Annotated in this window: 14 protein-coding genes and 1 pseudogene; 12 read left to right on the plus strand and 3 right to left on the minus strand. The window is 62.9% G+C overall.

What is annotated here, in order from left to right:
* Positions 1 to 208 precede the first annotated feature (208 nt).
* The 3 genes from AC1DQK_RS06775 (at position 209) to AC1DQK_RS06785 (ending at position 3159) form a co-directional block, all read left to right on the plus strand.
* On the plus strand, positions 209 to 1123 hold the full coding sequence (locus AC1DQK_RS06775; RefSeq protein WP_477868691.1) for an SDR family NAD(P)-dependent oxidoreductase: 915 nt from the start codon (positions 209 to 211) through the stop codon (positions 1121 to 1123).
* The gene (locus AC1DQK_RS06780; RefSeq protein WP_477868693.1) at positions 1120 to 1764 is read left to right on the plus strand and encodes a glutathione S-transferase family protein; all 645 of its coding nucleotides are present in this window, start codon (positions 1120 to 1122) and stop codon (positions 1762 to 1764) included. The genes AC1DQK_RS06775 and AC1DQK_RS06780 overlap by 4 nt, the downstream gene beginning before the upstream one ends.
* 156 nt (positions 1765 to 1920) lie before the next feature.
* Positions 1921 to 3159: a cytochrome P450 gene (locus AC1DQK_RS06785; protein WP_477868695.1), complete on the plus strand. Its 1239-nt coding sequence runs from the start codon at positions 1921 to 1923 to the stop codon at positions 3157 to 3159.
* Between the two features lie 184 nt (positions 3160 to 3343).
* On the opposite strand, the gene AC1DQK_RS06790 is transcribed toward AC1DQK_RS06785, so the two are convergent.
* Positions 3344 to 5467 (minus strand): molybdopterin-containing oxidoreductase family protein, encoded by a 2124-nt coding sequence (locus tag AC1DQK_RS06790; RefSeq protein ID WP_477868697.1) that lies wholly within the window; start codon positions 5465 to 5467, stop codon positions 3344 to 3346.
* A gap of 469 nt (positions 5468 to 5936) precedes the next feature.
* Between AC1DQK_RS06790 and AC1DQK_RS06795 the strand changes: the two genes are divergently transcribed.
* The 9 genes and pseudogenes from AC1DQK_RS06795 to AC1DQK_RS06835 all read left to right on the plus strand — a co-directional run bounded on the left by AC1DQK_RS06795 (position 5937) and on the right by AC1DQK_RS06835 (position 13192).
* Positions 5937 to 6713 carry a glucose 1-dehydrogenase gene (locus AC1DQK_RS06795; protein WP_477868699.1) on the plus strand — a complete coding sequence of 259 codons (777 nt, stop codon included), beginning with the start codon at positions 5937 to 5939 and terminating at the stop codon, positions 6711 to 6713.
* A 29-nt stretch (positions 6714 to 6742) separates the two neighbouring features.
* On the plus strand, positions 6743 to 7522 hold the full coding sequence (locus AC1DQK_RS06800) for an SDR family NAD(P)-dependent oxidoreductase (RefSeq protein WP_477868701.1): 780 nt from the start codon (positions 6743 to 6745) through the stop codon (positions 7520 to 7522).
* Between the two features lie 182 nt (positions 7523 to 7704).
* Positions 7705 to 8547: an alpha/beta fold hydrolase gene (locus AC1DQK_RS06805; protein ID WP_477868703.1), complete on the plus strand. Its 843-nt coding sequence runs from the start codon at positions 7705 to 7707 to the stop codon at positions 8545 to 8547.
* Positions 8548 to 8590: 43 nt separating this feature from the next.
* Positions 8591 to 9052 carry an SRPBCC family protein gene (locus AC1DQK_RS06810; RefSeq protein ID WP_477868705.1) on the plus strand — a complete coding sequence of 154 codons (462 nt, stop codon included), beginning with the start codon at positions 8591 to 8593 and terminating at the stop codon, positions 9050 to 9052.
* A gap of 174 nt (positions 9053 to 9226) precedes the next feature.
* A pseudogene (locus AC1DQK_RS06815) lies at positions 9227 to 9442 on the plus strand (MBL fold metallo-hydrolase); the annotation flags it as partial.
* A gap of 261 nt (positions 9443 to 9703) precedes the next feature.
* On the plus strand, positions 9704 to 10510 hold the full coding sequence (locus AC1DQK_RS06820) for an enoyl-CoA hydratase/isomerase family protein (protein WP_477868707.1): 807 nt from the start codon (positions 9704 to 9706) through the stop codon (positions 10508 to 10510).
* Positions 10511 to 10943: 433 nt separating this feature from the next.
* Positions 10944 to 11930 carry a thiamine pyrophosphate-dependent dehydrogenase E1 component subunit alpha gene (locus tag AC1DQK_RS06825; RefSeq protein WP_477868709.1) on the plus strand — a complete coding sequence of 329 codons (987 nt, stop codon included), beginning with the start codon at positions 10944 to 10946 and terminating at the stop codon, positions 11928 to 11930.
* Complete coding sequence (locus tag AC1DQK_RS06830) at positions 11927 to 12949, plus strand: alpha-ketoacid dehydrogenase subunit beta (RefSeq protein WP_477868711.1); 1023 nt, start codon at positions 11927 to 11929, stop codon at positions 12947 to 12949. The genes AC1DQK_RS06825 and AC1DQK_RS06830 overlap by 4 nt, the downstream gene beginning before the upstream one ends.
* A 12-nt stretch (positions 12950 to 12961) precedes the next feature.
* Positions 12962 to 13192 (plus strand): biotin/lipoyl-containing protein, encoded by a 231-nt coding sequence (locus AC1DQK_RS06835; protein ID WP_477868713.1) that lies wholly within the window; start codon positions 12962 to 12964, stop codon positions 13190 to 13192.
* A 74-nt stretch (positions 13193 to 13266) separates the two neighbouring features.
* On the opposite strand, the gene AC1DQK_RS06840 is transcribed toward AC1DQK_RS06835, so the two are convergent.
* Both AC1DQK_RS06840 and AC1DQK_RS06845 read right to left on the minus strand, forming a co-directional pair.
* On the minus strand, positions 13267 to 14439 hold the full coding sequence (locus AC1DQK_RS06840; protein WP_477868715.1) for an oxidoreductase: 1173 nt from the start codon (positions 14437 to 14439) through the stop codon (positions 13267 to 13269).
* The gene (locus AC1DQK_RS06845) at positions 14436 to 14597 is read right to left on the minus strand and encodes a hypothetical protein (RefSeq protein WP_477868717.1); all 162 of its coding nucleotides are present in this window, start codon (positions 14595 to 14597) and stop codon (positions 14436 to 14438) included. The genes AC1DQK_RS06840 and AC1DQK_RS06845 overlap by 4 nt, the downstream gene beginning before the upstream one ends.
* Positions 14598 to 14601 lie beyond the last annotated feature (4 nt).

Here is a 14601-nt window from a genome sequence, read left to right on the forward strand (position 1 = left end):
AGCGGCCGGCGCGCTGGCTGGACCGCTCGCTCCTCATTCATATGCCGGAGGGGCTGGCGCCTCGATATCGGACAGGCGATGCTTTGGGGCGCTCCATTGCGCGTGCGCCAGGCATCCGCATTGATCTGCGCTCGGGAGATACGCGCCGGAGGAGAGGGGATAGCCATGCAAACAATAGACCGAACGCGTCCGATGATCGGGAGGACTCATGGCTGATGCACCGGGATTTCTGGACCAGCGCGCAAGGCTGGCCGGGCAGACTGCGGCGATCGTTGGCGGTGGCGGCGGCATTGGCGCGGGAATCACCATCGCCCTGGCCGAGGCAGGGGTCGACGTCGCGATCTGCGACATCGACGCGGAGCAGCTGGAGGTTACGGCCGCCGCAGCTGCCGCCCTGGGGCGCAAGGTCTATTCCGCCGTGATCGATGCCACCGACGCGGCCCAGCTCGACCGGTTCTACGACGAGGTGACCCGTGCGTTCGGCCATCTGGATGTTGTCGTCAACGTCGTGGGTGGGACGTACCGTACCAACTTCATGGATCTCGACCGGGGCGGGATCGCCCGCGATATCCAGCGCAACTACGGCTATGTCGTCCAGTCGGTGCAGCGCGCGGTGCCGCTGCTGCGCGCCGGCGGCCGACGCGGCGGCAGCATCATCAACTTTACCACGATCGAGGCACATCGCGGCGCGGCGACCTTCTCGGTCTATGCCGGCGCCAAGGCGGCAACCACCAACTTCACCCGCGCCATGGCGGTTGAACTCGGCAAGGAAGGCATCCGCCTGAACTGCATTGCCCCGGATACCACGCCGAGCCGCGGCAACGAGAATGCCATGCCCCCGGAAATCGCAGCGGGCTACGTCAGCGTCCCCGTCGAATCGATCGGCAAGGCCATGGCGATGTACATTCCTGCCGGCAGCGCGCCCCCGGTCGAGGCCCTGGCCAACGCCGTCCTGTTTCTGGCCTCCGATCTAGCCGCCTACGTGTCCGGCATGACGCTGCATGTCGATGGGGGCACCATGGCCGCGGCCGGATTCCTGGACTGGCCGCATGGTGACGGTTTCGTGCCGGTGGCGCTCAGCGGGACGGTGCCGAAGATTTTTCCTGCGGAGCATGACCGATGAAACTCTACGCCCTGACCCTGTCGCCCTATGCCGCGCGCATCCGGCTTGCGTTGCGGCTGAAGGGTCTTTCCTATGAGCAGGAGGCCCCGCCCGGCGGTGGGACCCGTTCGCCTGAATATCTGGCCATCAATCCGATCGGCAAGCTGCCGGTGCTGGTGACCGACGACGGCCTGATCATCGCGGAATCCGAGACAATCATCGACTATCTCGAGGATCACTATCCCGCCCCGTCCCTGACACCCACCGGTGACGCAGCGCGGGTGCAGATGCGCAATGCGATCCGCACCCAGGAACTCTATGCCGTACCGGCCATGTCGCGTCTATTCGCACAACGGAATGCGGCGGTCCGGGATGATCGCGTTGTTGCCGCCGAGCTGGCGGAGTTGCGCAGCGGAATGGCCCTGCTGCAGCATTTCGTCGATGATGCACCCTATGTCGCAGGCGGCGCGGTCAGCAAGGCGGACTGCCTTGTGCTGCCGACCCTCATGCTCTGCGGTATTGCCGGGGCCATGTTTGGCGAGCCGGGCATTCTGGGCGATTTCCCTGTTCTGACCAGCTATGTCGCGAAGGCGCGGCAACATCCGGACATGGGCGCGATCTGGAACGAGACGGAGGCCGCGCTGAAGGCGATGACGGGCTGAACTGCCCCGCTTTCCGTTGCGTGGCGGCTGCTTGATTGTGACTGCAAGGTGCAAACAGGAAGGACTCTGGACCCGCGTGCCGGATCGACTGCGGCTTGACCAATGCGCTTCATGCCACTATGTAGTGATTACTACACAGGAGAGGATGGCCGAGTCATGGCGACCGCATTCAAGATCCGGGAATTCGACGATCCCACCTACGATCCGTTCCTCTCGGACGAGGTCAATTTCGGGGACGACCTGGACCCCTATCCACAGATCCATGCGATGCGCGCGCGCGGTGCTGTCCTGCCCGGCTCCTATCGCGAGAACCTGGGCTATTCGTGCTTCTACGGACCGGGGCCCAAATTCTCGATCCTGGGCAGCAAGGAAATCGAGGAGGTGCTGACCGATACCAGCCGCTTTTCGAATTCAGGTTATCGCCCGACGCTTGGCACCACGTTCGGCATGGGCAGCATCAGCACCATGGACAATCCCGAGCACGGCCGTTGGCGCAGGATCTTCCAGAAGATCTTCCTGCCGCAGTTTGTGAGGACGTGGGGCGAGAGCATCGTCGACCCGGTCGTGAACGGCTTGATGGACAAGTTCCTGCCGCGCGGCGAGGCTGACCTTGTCGGCGAGTTTACCCAACGCTACCCGTTCGAGGTGATCTATCGCCAGCTCGACCTGCCGGAGTCTGACGTCCAGACCTTCCAGCGGCTCGCCATCGGCCAGACCGACTATGTCCATATGGCCCAGGCCCAGGAGGCAGGGGTCAAGCTTGGCGAGTATTTCAAGGCTCTGATCGACGCGCGCCGCGCCAATCCGGGCGATGATCTTGTCAGCCTGCTCGCCGCGACCGAGGTGGACGGCGAGAATCTTCCCGAGCTCGAACTGGTGTCGTTCCTGCGCCAGCTCATGAATGCCGCCGGCGACACGACCTACCGCGGGACCAGCGTGCTGCTGACGGCGCTCCTCAACAATCCCGACCAATTGGAGGCGATCCGCCAGAACCGGGAGCTCATTCCCGCCGCGATCGAGGAAGCGCTGCGTTGGGACGGCCCAGTGCTGGCGCAACTGCGGGTCGCGATTCACGACACGACGCTCGGCGGCGTGCAGATCCCCGCCGGGGCCTACCTTGACGCGGTAGCCGGCGCCGCCAACCGCGATCCGGCGATCTATCCCGATCCTGACAGCTTCAACATCAACCGGGACAAGCGGGCGCACTACGCATTTGCCAGGGGGCCGCACATCTGCGTCGGCCAGCATCTGGCGAGGGTGGAAATGACCCGTGCGCTGCATGCGGTTCTGGACAGCCTGCACAACCTGCGGCTCGACCCGGAAAAGCCTGTGCCCGAAATTCGCGGAATCATGATGCGGGTCCCGGCGCATATCCATGTCCGCTTCGATCACTGAAAATTGCCCTAAAGGCTGCGAAACGGATCATGTCGGACGCGATGGAAGCCTCCTTGGCGGCAAAGCCCGGCACCAAGAACATAAGGGATCATTACGGATAGACGCCCTGTTTCCGCGCCGCTGCCGCGACGGCCGCGAACTCCGCTCTTGATCGATTCATCGCGTGTACGAGCAATGCTGAAGCTCAGACCTTTTGAATATTGACAGGGATTGCTGTCATCCTGGGCATCGCATTGACGACTTCGACATAGCGATTGTCGCTTATCAGCGGATTGATGTTCGTCCCAATTTCGCGCGGACTCTCGGAGTCGTCAGGAGCTCCGCCCCATCCGTGGGTGAGGGAGACGACGCCGGTGCGCAAGCTGTCGTCGCTCTTGACGATGGCACGTACCGCTCCATTCTCGGAACTGATTTCAACCATGTCGCCGTCGATCAGGCCCAGAGCATCCATCTCTGTCGACGCAAGGCAGGCCGGGTTGAAGGCATTGCGCTTTCGCACGGATTCGAGATGAAAGCCATTGCTGTTGAACAGGTCGCGCGTCCGGCGGGAGATCATAAGGAATTTGAATTCGTCCGGTTGTGGCGATGCCGATGCGTCAGCCATTTCCTCGGCTACGTCGTCGGGCATCACGTCGAACCGCCCTTCGTGGCCGGGGCGCGTTGGGCCGACACGAATGTCGCCGACGTCGAAGAGCGCGCCGCGGGGATGCTTCTTGATCTCATCGAGCGGAACCGCGGAATGGCGCGCCCTGACAGCTATGAGATCATCGCTGGTCGGCGGCGTGGTCATGTCGAGGTCGATACCCTCGAACTTGACCTGCTTTCCGAGTAGCGAAGCGATCTTCCACAAGGGATACCAGTCATCAAAAACGTCCGAGCCCTTGGGTGGCGGAACTATAGCCGGTGTGTAGTGGGACCAAGGGACGGGAAGAATTGGGAAGCCTTCGAAGCTGACGGGAAGCTCGGGACGCTCATAAATGAGCTTGGGCGGAATGATATAGTCGGCGCGTTTGGCGGTGTCCGACATGAAGGGTTCGATCGCTACAAGAAGCTCAAGTGATTCCAGTGCCGTGGTAATTTTGGCTTGGTCCGGTACGGAGTTCACCGGGTTCCCACCACTGACGATCAGTGCTCGGATCTGGCCATCGCCAGGCGTCAGAATCTCGTCTGCCAAGGTTCCGGTCAGCCGCTCGCCAATGATCATCCCCACGCCGCGAATGCGGCTGGGCGGCAGGCTGGACCATGAGCGGGGCGGTGAGTAGACCTCCTCGCGATACTCAGGCAGCGGATTGAGCACATCGATCGCGACTACTTGTTCCCCGGCCCGAGGAAATCGCCCGCAGATCACGTTGAGACAATCGACCATGTGCTGCGACAGGTTGGAATGCGGCCCGAAGCAGGGGCCGGTCGCAGTCACGGCGACTCCGCGATTGCATTCGTGCGCGAACAGGCGTGTGGCGCGGAGGAGATCGCCCGGCTGCAGGCCGGCCCTTTGCTCGACGAAATCGGGCGTAAAGGGTTCTACGACCTCACGCAGGCGAGCAAGGCCGCCATCCTTGACGAAGCGCGAGCAAAAATCAGCATCGTGCCAGTTCTCTTCGAGGATCATCCGTATCATCGCCGAGGCGATGGCGTAGTCCTGACCGGGCAGGGGCTGGATATGCACGTCGGCATGCCGCGCCGTTTCGCTTACGCGCGGATCAATGACGATGAACTTCGTTCCACGCGCCTTCGCGTCCTTGAGCCGCTTTACCGGATCGATGCTGATCACGCCGATCGCGCCGTGCGATACCAGCGGATTGGTGCCGAACATCATGGCTACATCCGCCGTCTCCAGCTGAATGGAGCCACCCGCCCATCCACCCATGCGTTCGAACGAGACGAACTTGGCTGACTGGTCCATGGTGATCGTCGAGTAACGCTGGGTGGACCCCATGGCGGCCATGAACGCCCGCTGCATCGGGAAGGCAAGATACGTGGAAATGGTGCCATTTCCGCAAAACATGCCAAAGGCTTCGGGTCCGTGCTCCGCGATAATCGGCTTCAGTCGCTCTGCGATTTCGGCCAGCGCAGTTTCGGAATCTATTTGCGCGAACGATCCGTCGGGCTGCTTCTTCAGGGGGTGAAGTAGCCGCGCCGGTGCGCTGTGTGCCTCGCCGAAATGAAGGCCCTTGAAACAGGCATAGCCGCGGCTCAGCCCATGTTCGCGGTCAGCCCGCAGGCCGACGATGCGATCTTCGTCATCTATGCTGACCAGCACTCCACAACCGGCGCCGCAAAGCCTGCAGAAACTAGGCACTTCCTTCACGGCAACTCTCCCATGCGGCGTAGCCGCCGTTTCCGGCTGCGGTGGCCCTCTCTCTTGCGGTCACCTTCCGCTACGGTCGACCTCGCCGCCTTCGGCGCAAGTTCAGACAATTGCAGAGGTGCTGGCGCGGAGCCTCGTCCGAATGGATGTTCCGGGGAGCGCAACGCGATTGCGACCTGACGGCCCGCCATGCCAATGCGGATGAAGGAAGCGCGGACGGCAAACTGGTCTCGTGCGTGAGACAGCGCGGCATTTCTGGCGGCGTGGGCCCGATCGACGCGGGTGCCCGCAGATCTCCTGCCAGGCGACCGATGTCGACAGCCCTGATGTGCCGGAACCTTGCCCGCAGCTCTAGTCTATGCGGACCATGCCTCTGCGTGGATGTGCGCCGAACTTGAGACCATATCGGTGATAAGATGTGCCCCAACCGGCAGTTGCGGCGCGGCAAGAGGATAGGGATCCAATGCGAATGAGATTTGATGGCAAGGTCGCCCTCGTGACGGGGTCCGGATCCGGCATTGGACAGGCTTCGGCAGTATTGTTTGCGGAGCGAGGCGCCCAGGTCGTGGTTGCCGAACTCGATGAGAAGAAGGGCGCGGAGACGGTTGATCTGATCCGCGCCAAAGGCGGCGAAGCAGCCTATGTGAAAGTCGACGCGGCCGACGAGGATTCAGTCCGTTCAATGGTCGAGTTTGCGTTGACCACCTATGGCCGTCTCGATGCGGCGCACAACCACGTCGGGCATCCAGGGCCGCTAGGTGACCTGACCGACATTTCGCTTGCCGACTTCGACCGGTGCTACAGGCTGAACACCGTGTCCTGCTTTCTTGGCATGAAGTATGAAATTCCCGCGATGCGGCAGGCCGGAGGCGGTGCCATCGTGAACACCGGTTCGCTCGCCAGCGTAATCGGAACGCCGAGCATGTCTGCTTATGTCAGTGCAAAGCACGGCGTCGCGGGGCTGACGCGCACCGCCGCTCTCGAATTTGCGACGCGCAATGTGCGCGTCAACGCAATCTGTCCCGGCGCAACCAATACGCCGATGATGCGAGCCGCATTCGAGGAGGTCGAAAAGACCGATCCTGAACTCCTCAAGCACTGGGTCGAACCGATTGGTCGATTTGCGACGTCGGAAGAGCAGGCGGAGGCAGCGGTCTGGCTTTGTTCGGACGCAGCGTCCTTCATCACCGGTCATGTCCTCCCGGTTGATGGCGGACATATCGCCGGAAATCGCGCTACCAACTGAGAATAAAGGAAATTCCCATGGAAGGAAGGATGGCCGGAAAGGTCGTGGTCGTTGTCGGCGCGACACGCGGGATCGGGGCTGCCACGTCCCGCAGGCTTTGTGGCGAGGGTGCGACGGTTATTCTGGGTGGCGTCAGCGTCGATCGTGGCAAGGCGTTCGCTGAGGAACTCCGTGCGGCCGGCGGCGATGCCGAGTTCCGGTCGGTCGACCTGGCTGACGGTGACACCATCACTGCGCTGATGGACGGCGTCGCCCAGGACCACGGCGGTATCGACGGCCTATTCAACAATGGAGCCGACCTGCGCCTCCTCGAGCATGACTTCGACGTGCTGCAGACCAGCGCGGACGTTTTCACGAAGTCGCTTGAAACGAATCTCGTCGGCTATTTTCTGTCATGCAAGGCTGCGATTCCGCACATGCTGAAGCGCGGCGGCGGCGCGATCGTCCAGACGTCATCATTGGCATCATCGCGCGGGGATTCCGCTATGGTGGGATACAGCACCTCGAAGGCGGGCGTCGATGCCCTGACCCGCCATGTCGCGGCGCGTTTTGGCAAGCAGAAGGTCCGGTGCAATGCAATCCAGCCCGGCATGATCATGGTGGAAAACGCGGTCGAACAAAGCGACGTGCTCCCGCTTGAAGTCCTGCTCCGTCAGACCCCTTCGCCGCGTTTGGGCGAACCTGAAGATATCGCTGCGGCTGCAGCATTCCTGCTTTCGGACGACGCCGCCTTTATCAACGGCCAGATCATCCGGGTGGATGGCGGGATGAGCATCCCGCTGTCGGGTGTGTCGATTTCCGCCGGCTGAGGCATATCCTGTACACAGGGACCTCGGCGCTTCCTTCGCCGACGCGCGCGCGTCTTGAGAGCGTCGAGACTGAGGACGCGATGCGACGGCAAGCATAGATCGGCCACGTCCGCTCGGACGAGGCTGATGTCAGGGGGGCCGCCTACCGCTGGAATCACGCAAAGTGGCGAGAGGAGCGCGGAGTGGTCAACGAACAGAAAACGATCCCCTTTGCCGGAGGCCAGATTGCTTATCACGAGGCGGGGCAGGGCGAGCCACTGTTCATGCTGCACGGATCCGGTCCGGGCGTAACGGCATGGATGAACTTTTCCGGCAACGTGCCCGTGTTTGCCGAGCATTTTCGGTGCATCGTTCCCGACCTGCCGGGGTATGGCAATAGCAGCCCCATCCAAGGTGATCCCTTCGCGGGGACGATCGACGCAGTCCTAGCGCTGATGGATGCGCTGGGGATCGCCAAGGCGCGCTTCATCGGCAATTCGTTCGGCGGGCTGATTTCCGCGCGACTTGCCGCTGCCTATCCCGACCGAGTGGACCGCCTTGTGTGCATCGGCGGCGTGGGCGTGCCGATTTTCAACCCGTTTCCCTATGAAGGGATCGAGCGGCTGGCCGAATTCGTCGAAGAGCCGACCCGTGAGCAGATCGTCCGCTGGCTGCGTTCGATGGTCCACGACAAGTCGATCCTGACCGACGAGCTGATTGACATGCGCTTCAAGGCCGCCAGCGATCCGGTGGCGTTGGAGACCAACCGCAAGATCTATTCCCGCGCCGGTCTGGCGGCGATCGCGCAGGGCATGGCCGGGCCGGAAGCGGTGCAGAGCTTTGCATACCTGCCCAAGATCCAGGCTCCCACCTTCCTGGCGTGGGGTAGGGACGACCGCGTGACCCCGCTGGACGGGGCGCTGGTGCCGCTGCGGCTGATCCCGAACGCCGAGTTGCACGTGTTCCCCAAGTGCGGACACTGGGCGATGATCGAGCAGAAGGCGGCGTTCGAGAGCGCGGTACTGGCCTTCATGAAGCGCCCCTGAAGCTCGGACGCAACCGATTGACCCGCAAGCAGAAGGATTGCCAATGATGACGACGACCACCGGTTCCATTGTTCTCGATGCGCCTGCCAACGAGGTCTGGGCGCTTTTCCGTGACTTCGGCGGCCTGACGAAGTGGTTTTCCGGCGCGGCATCGTGCACGGTTGCCGACGGTAAGGCCACCGACCAGATCGGCGCGGTGCGCATGGTGGAAGTTCCGAACGCCGGAGGGTTCAAGGTGCCCGAGCGGCTGACCGGGCTGAGCGACGAGGACAGGGTGCTGACCTATGTCATCGACTGCCCAACCGACCTCGGTGCGGTGAAGACCGCGCAGGGGACGAAATCATGCATACAGGTGCGGGAGATCACGCACGGCGGCGGCGGCACCTACCTGCGCATGGAGCACCGCTATGAGGTCACCGAAGGGGATTCGGCGGTGCTGCTGCAGTTCATGCAGGGCGTTTACCAGCACTTCTTCGACGACCTGAAGAAGCACTTCGCCGGCTAGGTCGGCTGAGCCGCGACGCCGGCCCGGCCTGCGGCATAACGAGGACCGATCGATCGGGTCACGCGGAGTCGAGACCTGGTTTCAGAGGCAAGGGTGCAAAGGCATCCTTGCCTGGATGAATTAGTCACCCAAATTGCCCGCCCGTTCGACGGACGGAGGGGGCGTTGCGCCTGAGAGACGACCGTGGCCGAACAGCGCCGGGCAAACGCGCACGCCCGCGACGGGATCAGCGAGGACGAGTTCGTGGCCATGCGCGAAGGCCGGGACCGCACGCTGGCCATGCCGCGTCTCATCCTGCCTTCCGTGCAGATCAACATGCGCGCCGGACATCTGCCGCCAGCCGAAGGCAACGGCGTCGTTTATCTCAAGATTCCGGTGAACCAGCTGTGATCACGGGAGCCTTCTCCCTTAGAAGTCGCGATCCGGCCCGATCGAGCGCAGCGATGAGGCCGCGCCATGCATCCCCCTCGATAAATCTCCAAGTGGCCGCCGTCAGTCTTATGTCCATTGCTACTGTAAACTGGATCGCAAGTGCGATGCATTGAGATGTCCGGTTGCCAGGCTCGCCGCATTGCTTTTGATCGATGTAACTCGCACGGAGGTAGCTAGTTAGGATTCCCCTCCGATGGACCACCTTGGAGACTCTTCGAAATGAGCGACACCATCCTTGTCGATACGCCAATGGAAGGCGTTCGCCGGTTAACGCTGAACCGTCCGGGGGCGCTCAACGCCTTCACCTGGGAGATGTACCAGCGGTTGCTGGATATGCTTGCCGATATCCGGATTGATCCCTCGGTTCGCGCGGTAATCCTGACCGGAGCAGGCCGCGGCTTTTGCTCCGGTCATGATCTGAAGAACGCCGGGCCTTCGCCCCATGATCGCGAGGGTTTCGGAAGCGCGTTCAACAAGCGCAACAGTCTGAGGTGGCTCGGCGCGATCCCGATCGCGATGCGTAACCTGCCGCAGCCGATTATCGGCGCGATCAACGGGGTGGTGGCCGGCGTCGGCTACACGCTCGCGCTGGCATCGGATATGTGCGTCGCCGGGCGTTCGGCGCGCTTCATCAATACCATCCACAATGCCGCCACGGGCACAGAACTCGGCCTGTCCTATATGCTGCCCCGCGCGATCGGCAGCCAGCGGGCGGCGGAACTGTTGCTCACTTCACGCCCCGTCGATGGGGAGGAGGCGGAACGGATTGGGCTCGTGCTGCGGACCGTGGACGACGATATACTGATGGAAGAGGCACTCAAGATCGCGCGGGGGGTTGTCGCCAACGTCCCCATGGGGGTCGAGCTTACCAAACAGTCGCTGTGGCTCAACCAGTCCGCAGGCAGCCTGGAGTCGGCGATCGAACTGGAAAGTCGTGCCGTGCATATAGCGCAGGCGACCCAGGATGCCGGGGAGAAGCGCGCTGCGTTCCTCGAGAAGCGCGCGCCGCAGTTCAAGATGGCCTGAAGCTGGATCTCCCCCAGCCATCGTTTTTCCCGACATACCATGGGCGATGGGTTCCGATCTGGGTCGATCGGATTGGAACATCAACGCTGTCGCGGCACCCGTAATCGCCGCCGCCGGAAGGCAGCCGGGATTGTCGCGATCACATAGCTCCTCATCACGGAGCCCGTCCCCAATGAAGGCCTGGGGACCAACGATCCGCGCAATCCATCGGCCATACGATGAAATCGCTTCACCCCTTCGACTCGACGGCACAATCGCGGCAGGGTGAATCGGTGTCGATAATCTCACTCCTCAGGCCGCACCATTCAGGCCAGCAATGTGGCGCGAAGTGTGAAATCAGACTGAACCTTATCCCTATGATCTATGCTACCCGAACTCGGGAAGCGGCGATCCGCTCGCGGATTCAACTCAATCTTCGCAATTGGAGCGCAAAATGACGAGTAACTTCGCGCCGGATGCAGCGACCCAGGTCGAGATCTATCGAAAGATCGCGCTGCTCAAGGCGAATGACGAGCGCAGTCGAAAGGTCATCATGACCGGCCGGCTGGTCATGCCCTATTACAGCTATCGTGGGCAGGAGGTTATCCCGGCGGCAATGTCCGCCAATCTGACCGACGACGACTATCTTGTAACTATCTATCGAGGCATTCACGACATGCTCGCCAAGGGCCTGCCGCTGAAAGACCTCTGGGCCGAGATTGCGGGGCGCGTCGATGGCACCTGCAAGGGCAAGGGAGGCCCGATGCATCTCACCTATCCTAGCAAAGGCGTGATGGTCACCACGGGCATTGTCGGCTCCTCGATGCCGATCGCCAACGGCCTTGCCTGGGGATCGCAGCTTTCGGGCGACGGGCGCGTCGCGGTTGCCACCTTCGGCGACGGCGCGTCGAATATCGGCGCGTTCCATGAAAGCCTCAACCTGGCGTCGGTCTGGAAGCTGCCGGTGATCTTCCTCTGCCAGAACAATCTCTATGGCGAGCATACGACCTATGAGAAGGCGACCTCGGCGAAGCGTATCGCCGACCGCGCGGTCGCCTATGACATGCCGGGCGTCCGCGTGAACGGCAACGATCCGATCGAGATGTACGCCGCGGCGCGCGAGGCCGTGGCACGCGCACGCGCCGGCCAGGGGCCGACGCTGATCGAGGCGATGACCTTCCGCTTCCACGGCCATGTCTTCGGCGATGCTGACGGCTATATGGACAAGGCGCAGAAGAAGGCGGCGATCGCGGCCGACCCGGCGCCTGCCTTCCGGGCGCGCCTGATCGCCGAGGGCATCGCCACGGAAGCGCAATTGGCCGACATGGAAGCCACCATCGAGCGCGAGATCGACGAGGCAGTCGAATTCGCGCTCGCCTCCCCTTTCCCCGACCTCGCCGAACTGACCCGCGACGTCTACGCCGAAGGAGTGGCGGCATGAACGGCACTACGACCATCGCACATCCGGCCGTGGCCGAGACCAAGCCCATGATGATCCTCCAGGCGATCAATAGCGCGATCGCCGATGCCATGGCCGACGACGAGAAGGTCGTCGTGCTCGGCGAAGATGTCGCCGACCCGGAAGAGGGAGGCGTGTGTGGCGTGACGAAGGGGCTTTCCTCGCGCTTCGGCGACAAGCGTGTCCGTTCCACTCCGATCGCGGAACAGGCGATTATAGGGGCGGCGATCGGCGCCAGCCTCGTCGGCTGGAAGCCTGTAGCAGAAATCATGCTGATGAATTTCACGACGGTCGCGATGGACATGATCGTGAATCACGCGGCCAAGCTCCGGTTCATGTCCGGCGGGCAGACGCATGTGCCGATCGTGATTCGTACGATGACGGGCACCGGCTTCTCTTCCGGCGGCCAGCATTGCGATTATCTCGAGGCCTGGTTCGCGCACACTGCCGGGATGAAGGTGGTGGCGCCTTCCAACGCGCAGGATGCCTATGGTCTCATGCGCGCGGCGATCGACGACCCCGATCCTGTGCTGTTCATCGAGAACCTGCCCACTTACTGGCTGCCGTGCCCGGCACCCCAACCAGGCCACCGCGTGCCGCTTGGCAAGGCGCGGATTGCGAAGGAGGGCAGCGACGTCACCATCGTAAGCTACTCGCGTGTCCTCAATGAAGCGATGGCGGCTGTTGAGCAGATGGATGCAGCGGGCGTTTCAGCCGAGATCATCGACCTGCGCACGATATCGCCTTGGGATCGCGATACCGTCCTGGCGTCGGTCGCCAAGACGGGACGGTGCCTGGTCGTTCATGAGGCAGTGACGCAGTTCGGGGTAGGCGCCGAGATCGCAGCAACGCTATCGAGCGAACTGTTCGGCCGGCTCAAGAAGCCGATCGCCCGCATGGGTGCACCTTATGCACCGGTTCCCTTTTCCAAGCCGCTGGAAACCGCCTATGCACCAGACGCGAAGCGGATCGCGGAAACCGCCATCAACCTTGCACGATAGGAACGATAGAATATGCCAACCGAAGTGCTCCTGCCTAAGCTTGGCTTCTCGATGAACGAGGGAACGCTTGCCGAGTGGCTCGTCGCTGATGGCGGCGAAGCAATCGAAGGTCAGCCGCTGTTCGCGCTCGAAAGCGACAAGTCGACCAACGAGGTCGAGAGCCCGGCCACCGGCACGCTCAAGATCCTGAAGGAAGCTGGCGAGCTTTACGAAGTCGGCACTGTGCTCGGCATCATCGAGTAGCACGAACTTCACGCCAGCGCTTTTTTGCGCTGCGAGGCAGCAGGCCCGGCGCGAGCACCTGCCGCTCCTGCCTGTCAGGTCAGGCGATTCAGCGAATCCGGGTCGAATGCCGGCAGCGGCGCGCCGGTGCGGGCCTTGGTGACCCACTGCGGATCGTGCAGGATCATGCGTCCGACCGACGCGACATCGAACTCACCTGCCAGGAAACGCTTGAGCAGCATGCCGAGATTGTTGGACGCTTCGGCCGAGACGGAGGTCGTGTCGTACATGCCCTTGGTGACGCCGATGCCGCCCACGGCGCCGGTCAGCTTGCCGGTCAGCTTCTTGGCCCAGCCCGCCAGCGACAGTTCGTTCTCCTGCGGGAAGGCCGGCGTGTTGAAGAAGCGCACGCTGGCATCGAACAGGTCGACTCCGGCGTCGCTGATCGGGCCCAGGATCGCCTCGAGCTCGCCGGGGGTCTCGGCCAGCTTGGCGCGAAAATCCTGCTGCTTCCATTGTGAGAACCGGAAGATCAGTGGACGATCGGGGCCGATTGCCTCGCGGCAGGCCTTGACCACTTCCACAGCAAAGCGGGTGCGCGCTACAGCGTCGCCGCCCCAGGGGGCCGGGCGGTGGTTGGTTTCGGCCCAGAGGAACGCATCGATCAGATAGCCATGGGCCCCGTGCAGGGCGAGACCGTCGAAGCCGGCCGCGACAGCATCGCGCGCCGCCCGGCCGAAGCCCGCCACCACGTCCGCGATGTCCTCGTCGGTCGGTACCGGCATCTCCGCGGCCGATATGATCTTCGCCTTTTCGATATAGTAGTCCGCCGCCTTGGAGGGGTCCCCGTAGCGCCCCGAAGGAGAGAAGGCCGGAGTCACGCCATCGGGCATCCGCATCGGCCCCTGGTGCCACAGCTGCGGGAAGATGACTCCGCCGCGCGCGTGGACGGCATCGGCCACCCGCGCCCAGGCGTTCACCGTGCGCTCGCCCCTGAACAGCGGCAGATTGGCCTCGCCCAGTCCTGTATCGCCGGCTGCGGCGGGATGGTCCGTGCCGATCGCTTCGGTCAGGATCAGGCCGGTGCCGCCCTCGGCGCGCCGCGCATAGTAGCCCACCACATCGTCGCCGGGCAGGTTGTCCGGACAAAAGCTGCGCGTCATCGGCGACATCACGAAGCGGTTCGGCAAGGTCACGCCGCGGATAGTCAGCGGCTCCAATAGCGGCGCGAGGTCAGCGGGCGTGGTAAGGGTCGGGGCTGTGGTCACACTATCTCTTCCACTTTTGTATCAATGCCACCCTTGTCGGAGGGGTCGTTGCTGGCAAGGGTGCTTCGCGGCAATATCGCGCCTGTGTTGACCGTGCGGTCTTCAAGAGCGTCGGCTGCATGGGCCAGCCAGTTTCCTGCGCAGCCTGCCCGGCTCAACAGC

It is taken from the genome of Rhizorhabdus sp. P4_G5 (assembly GCF_056401065.1).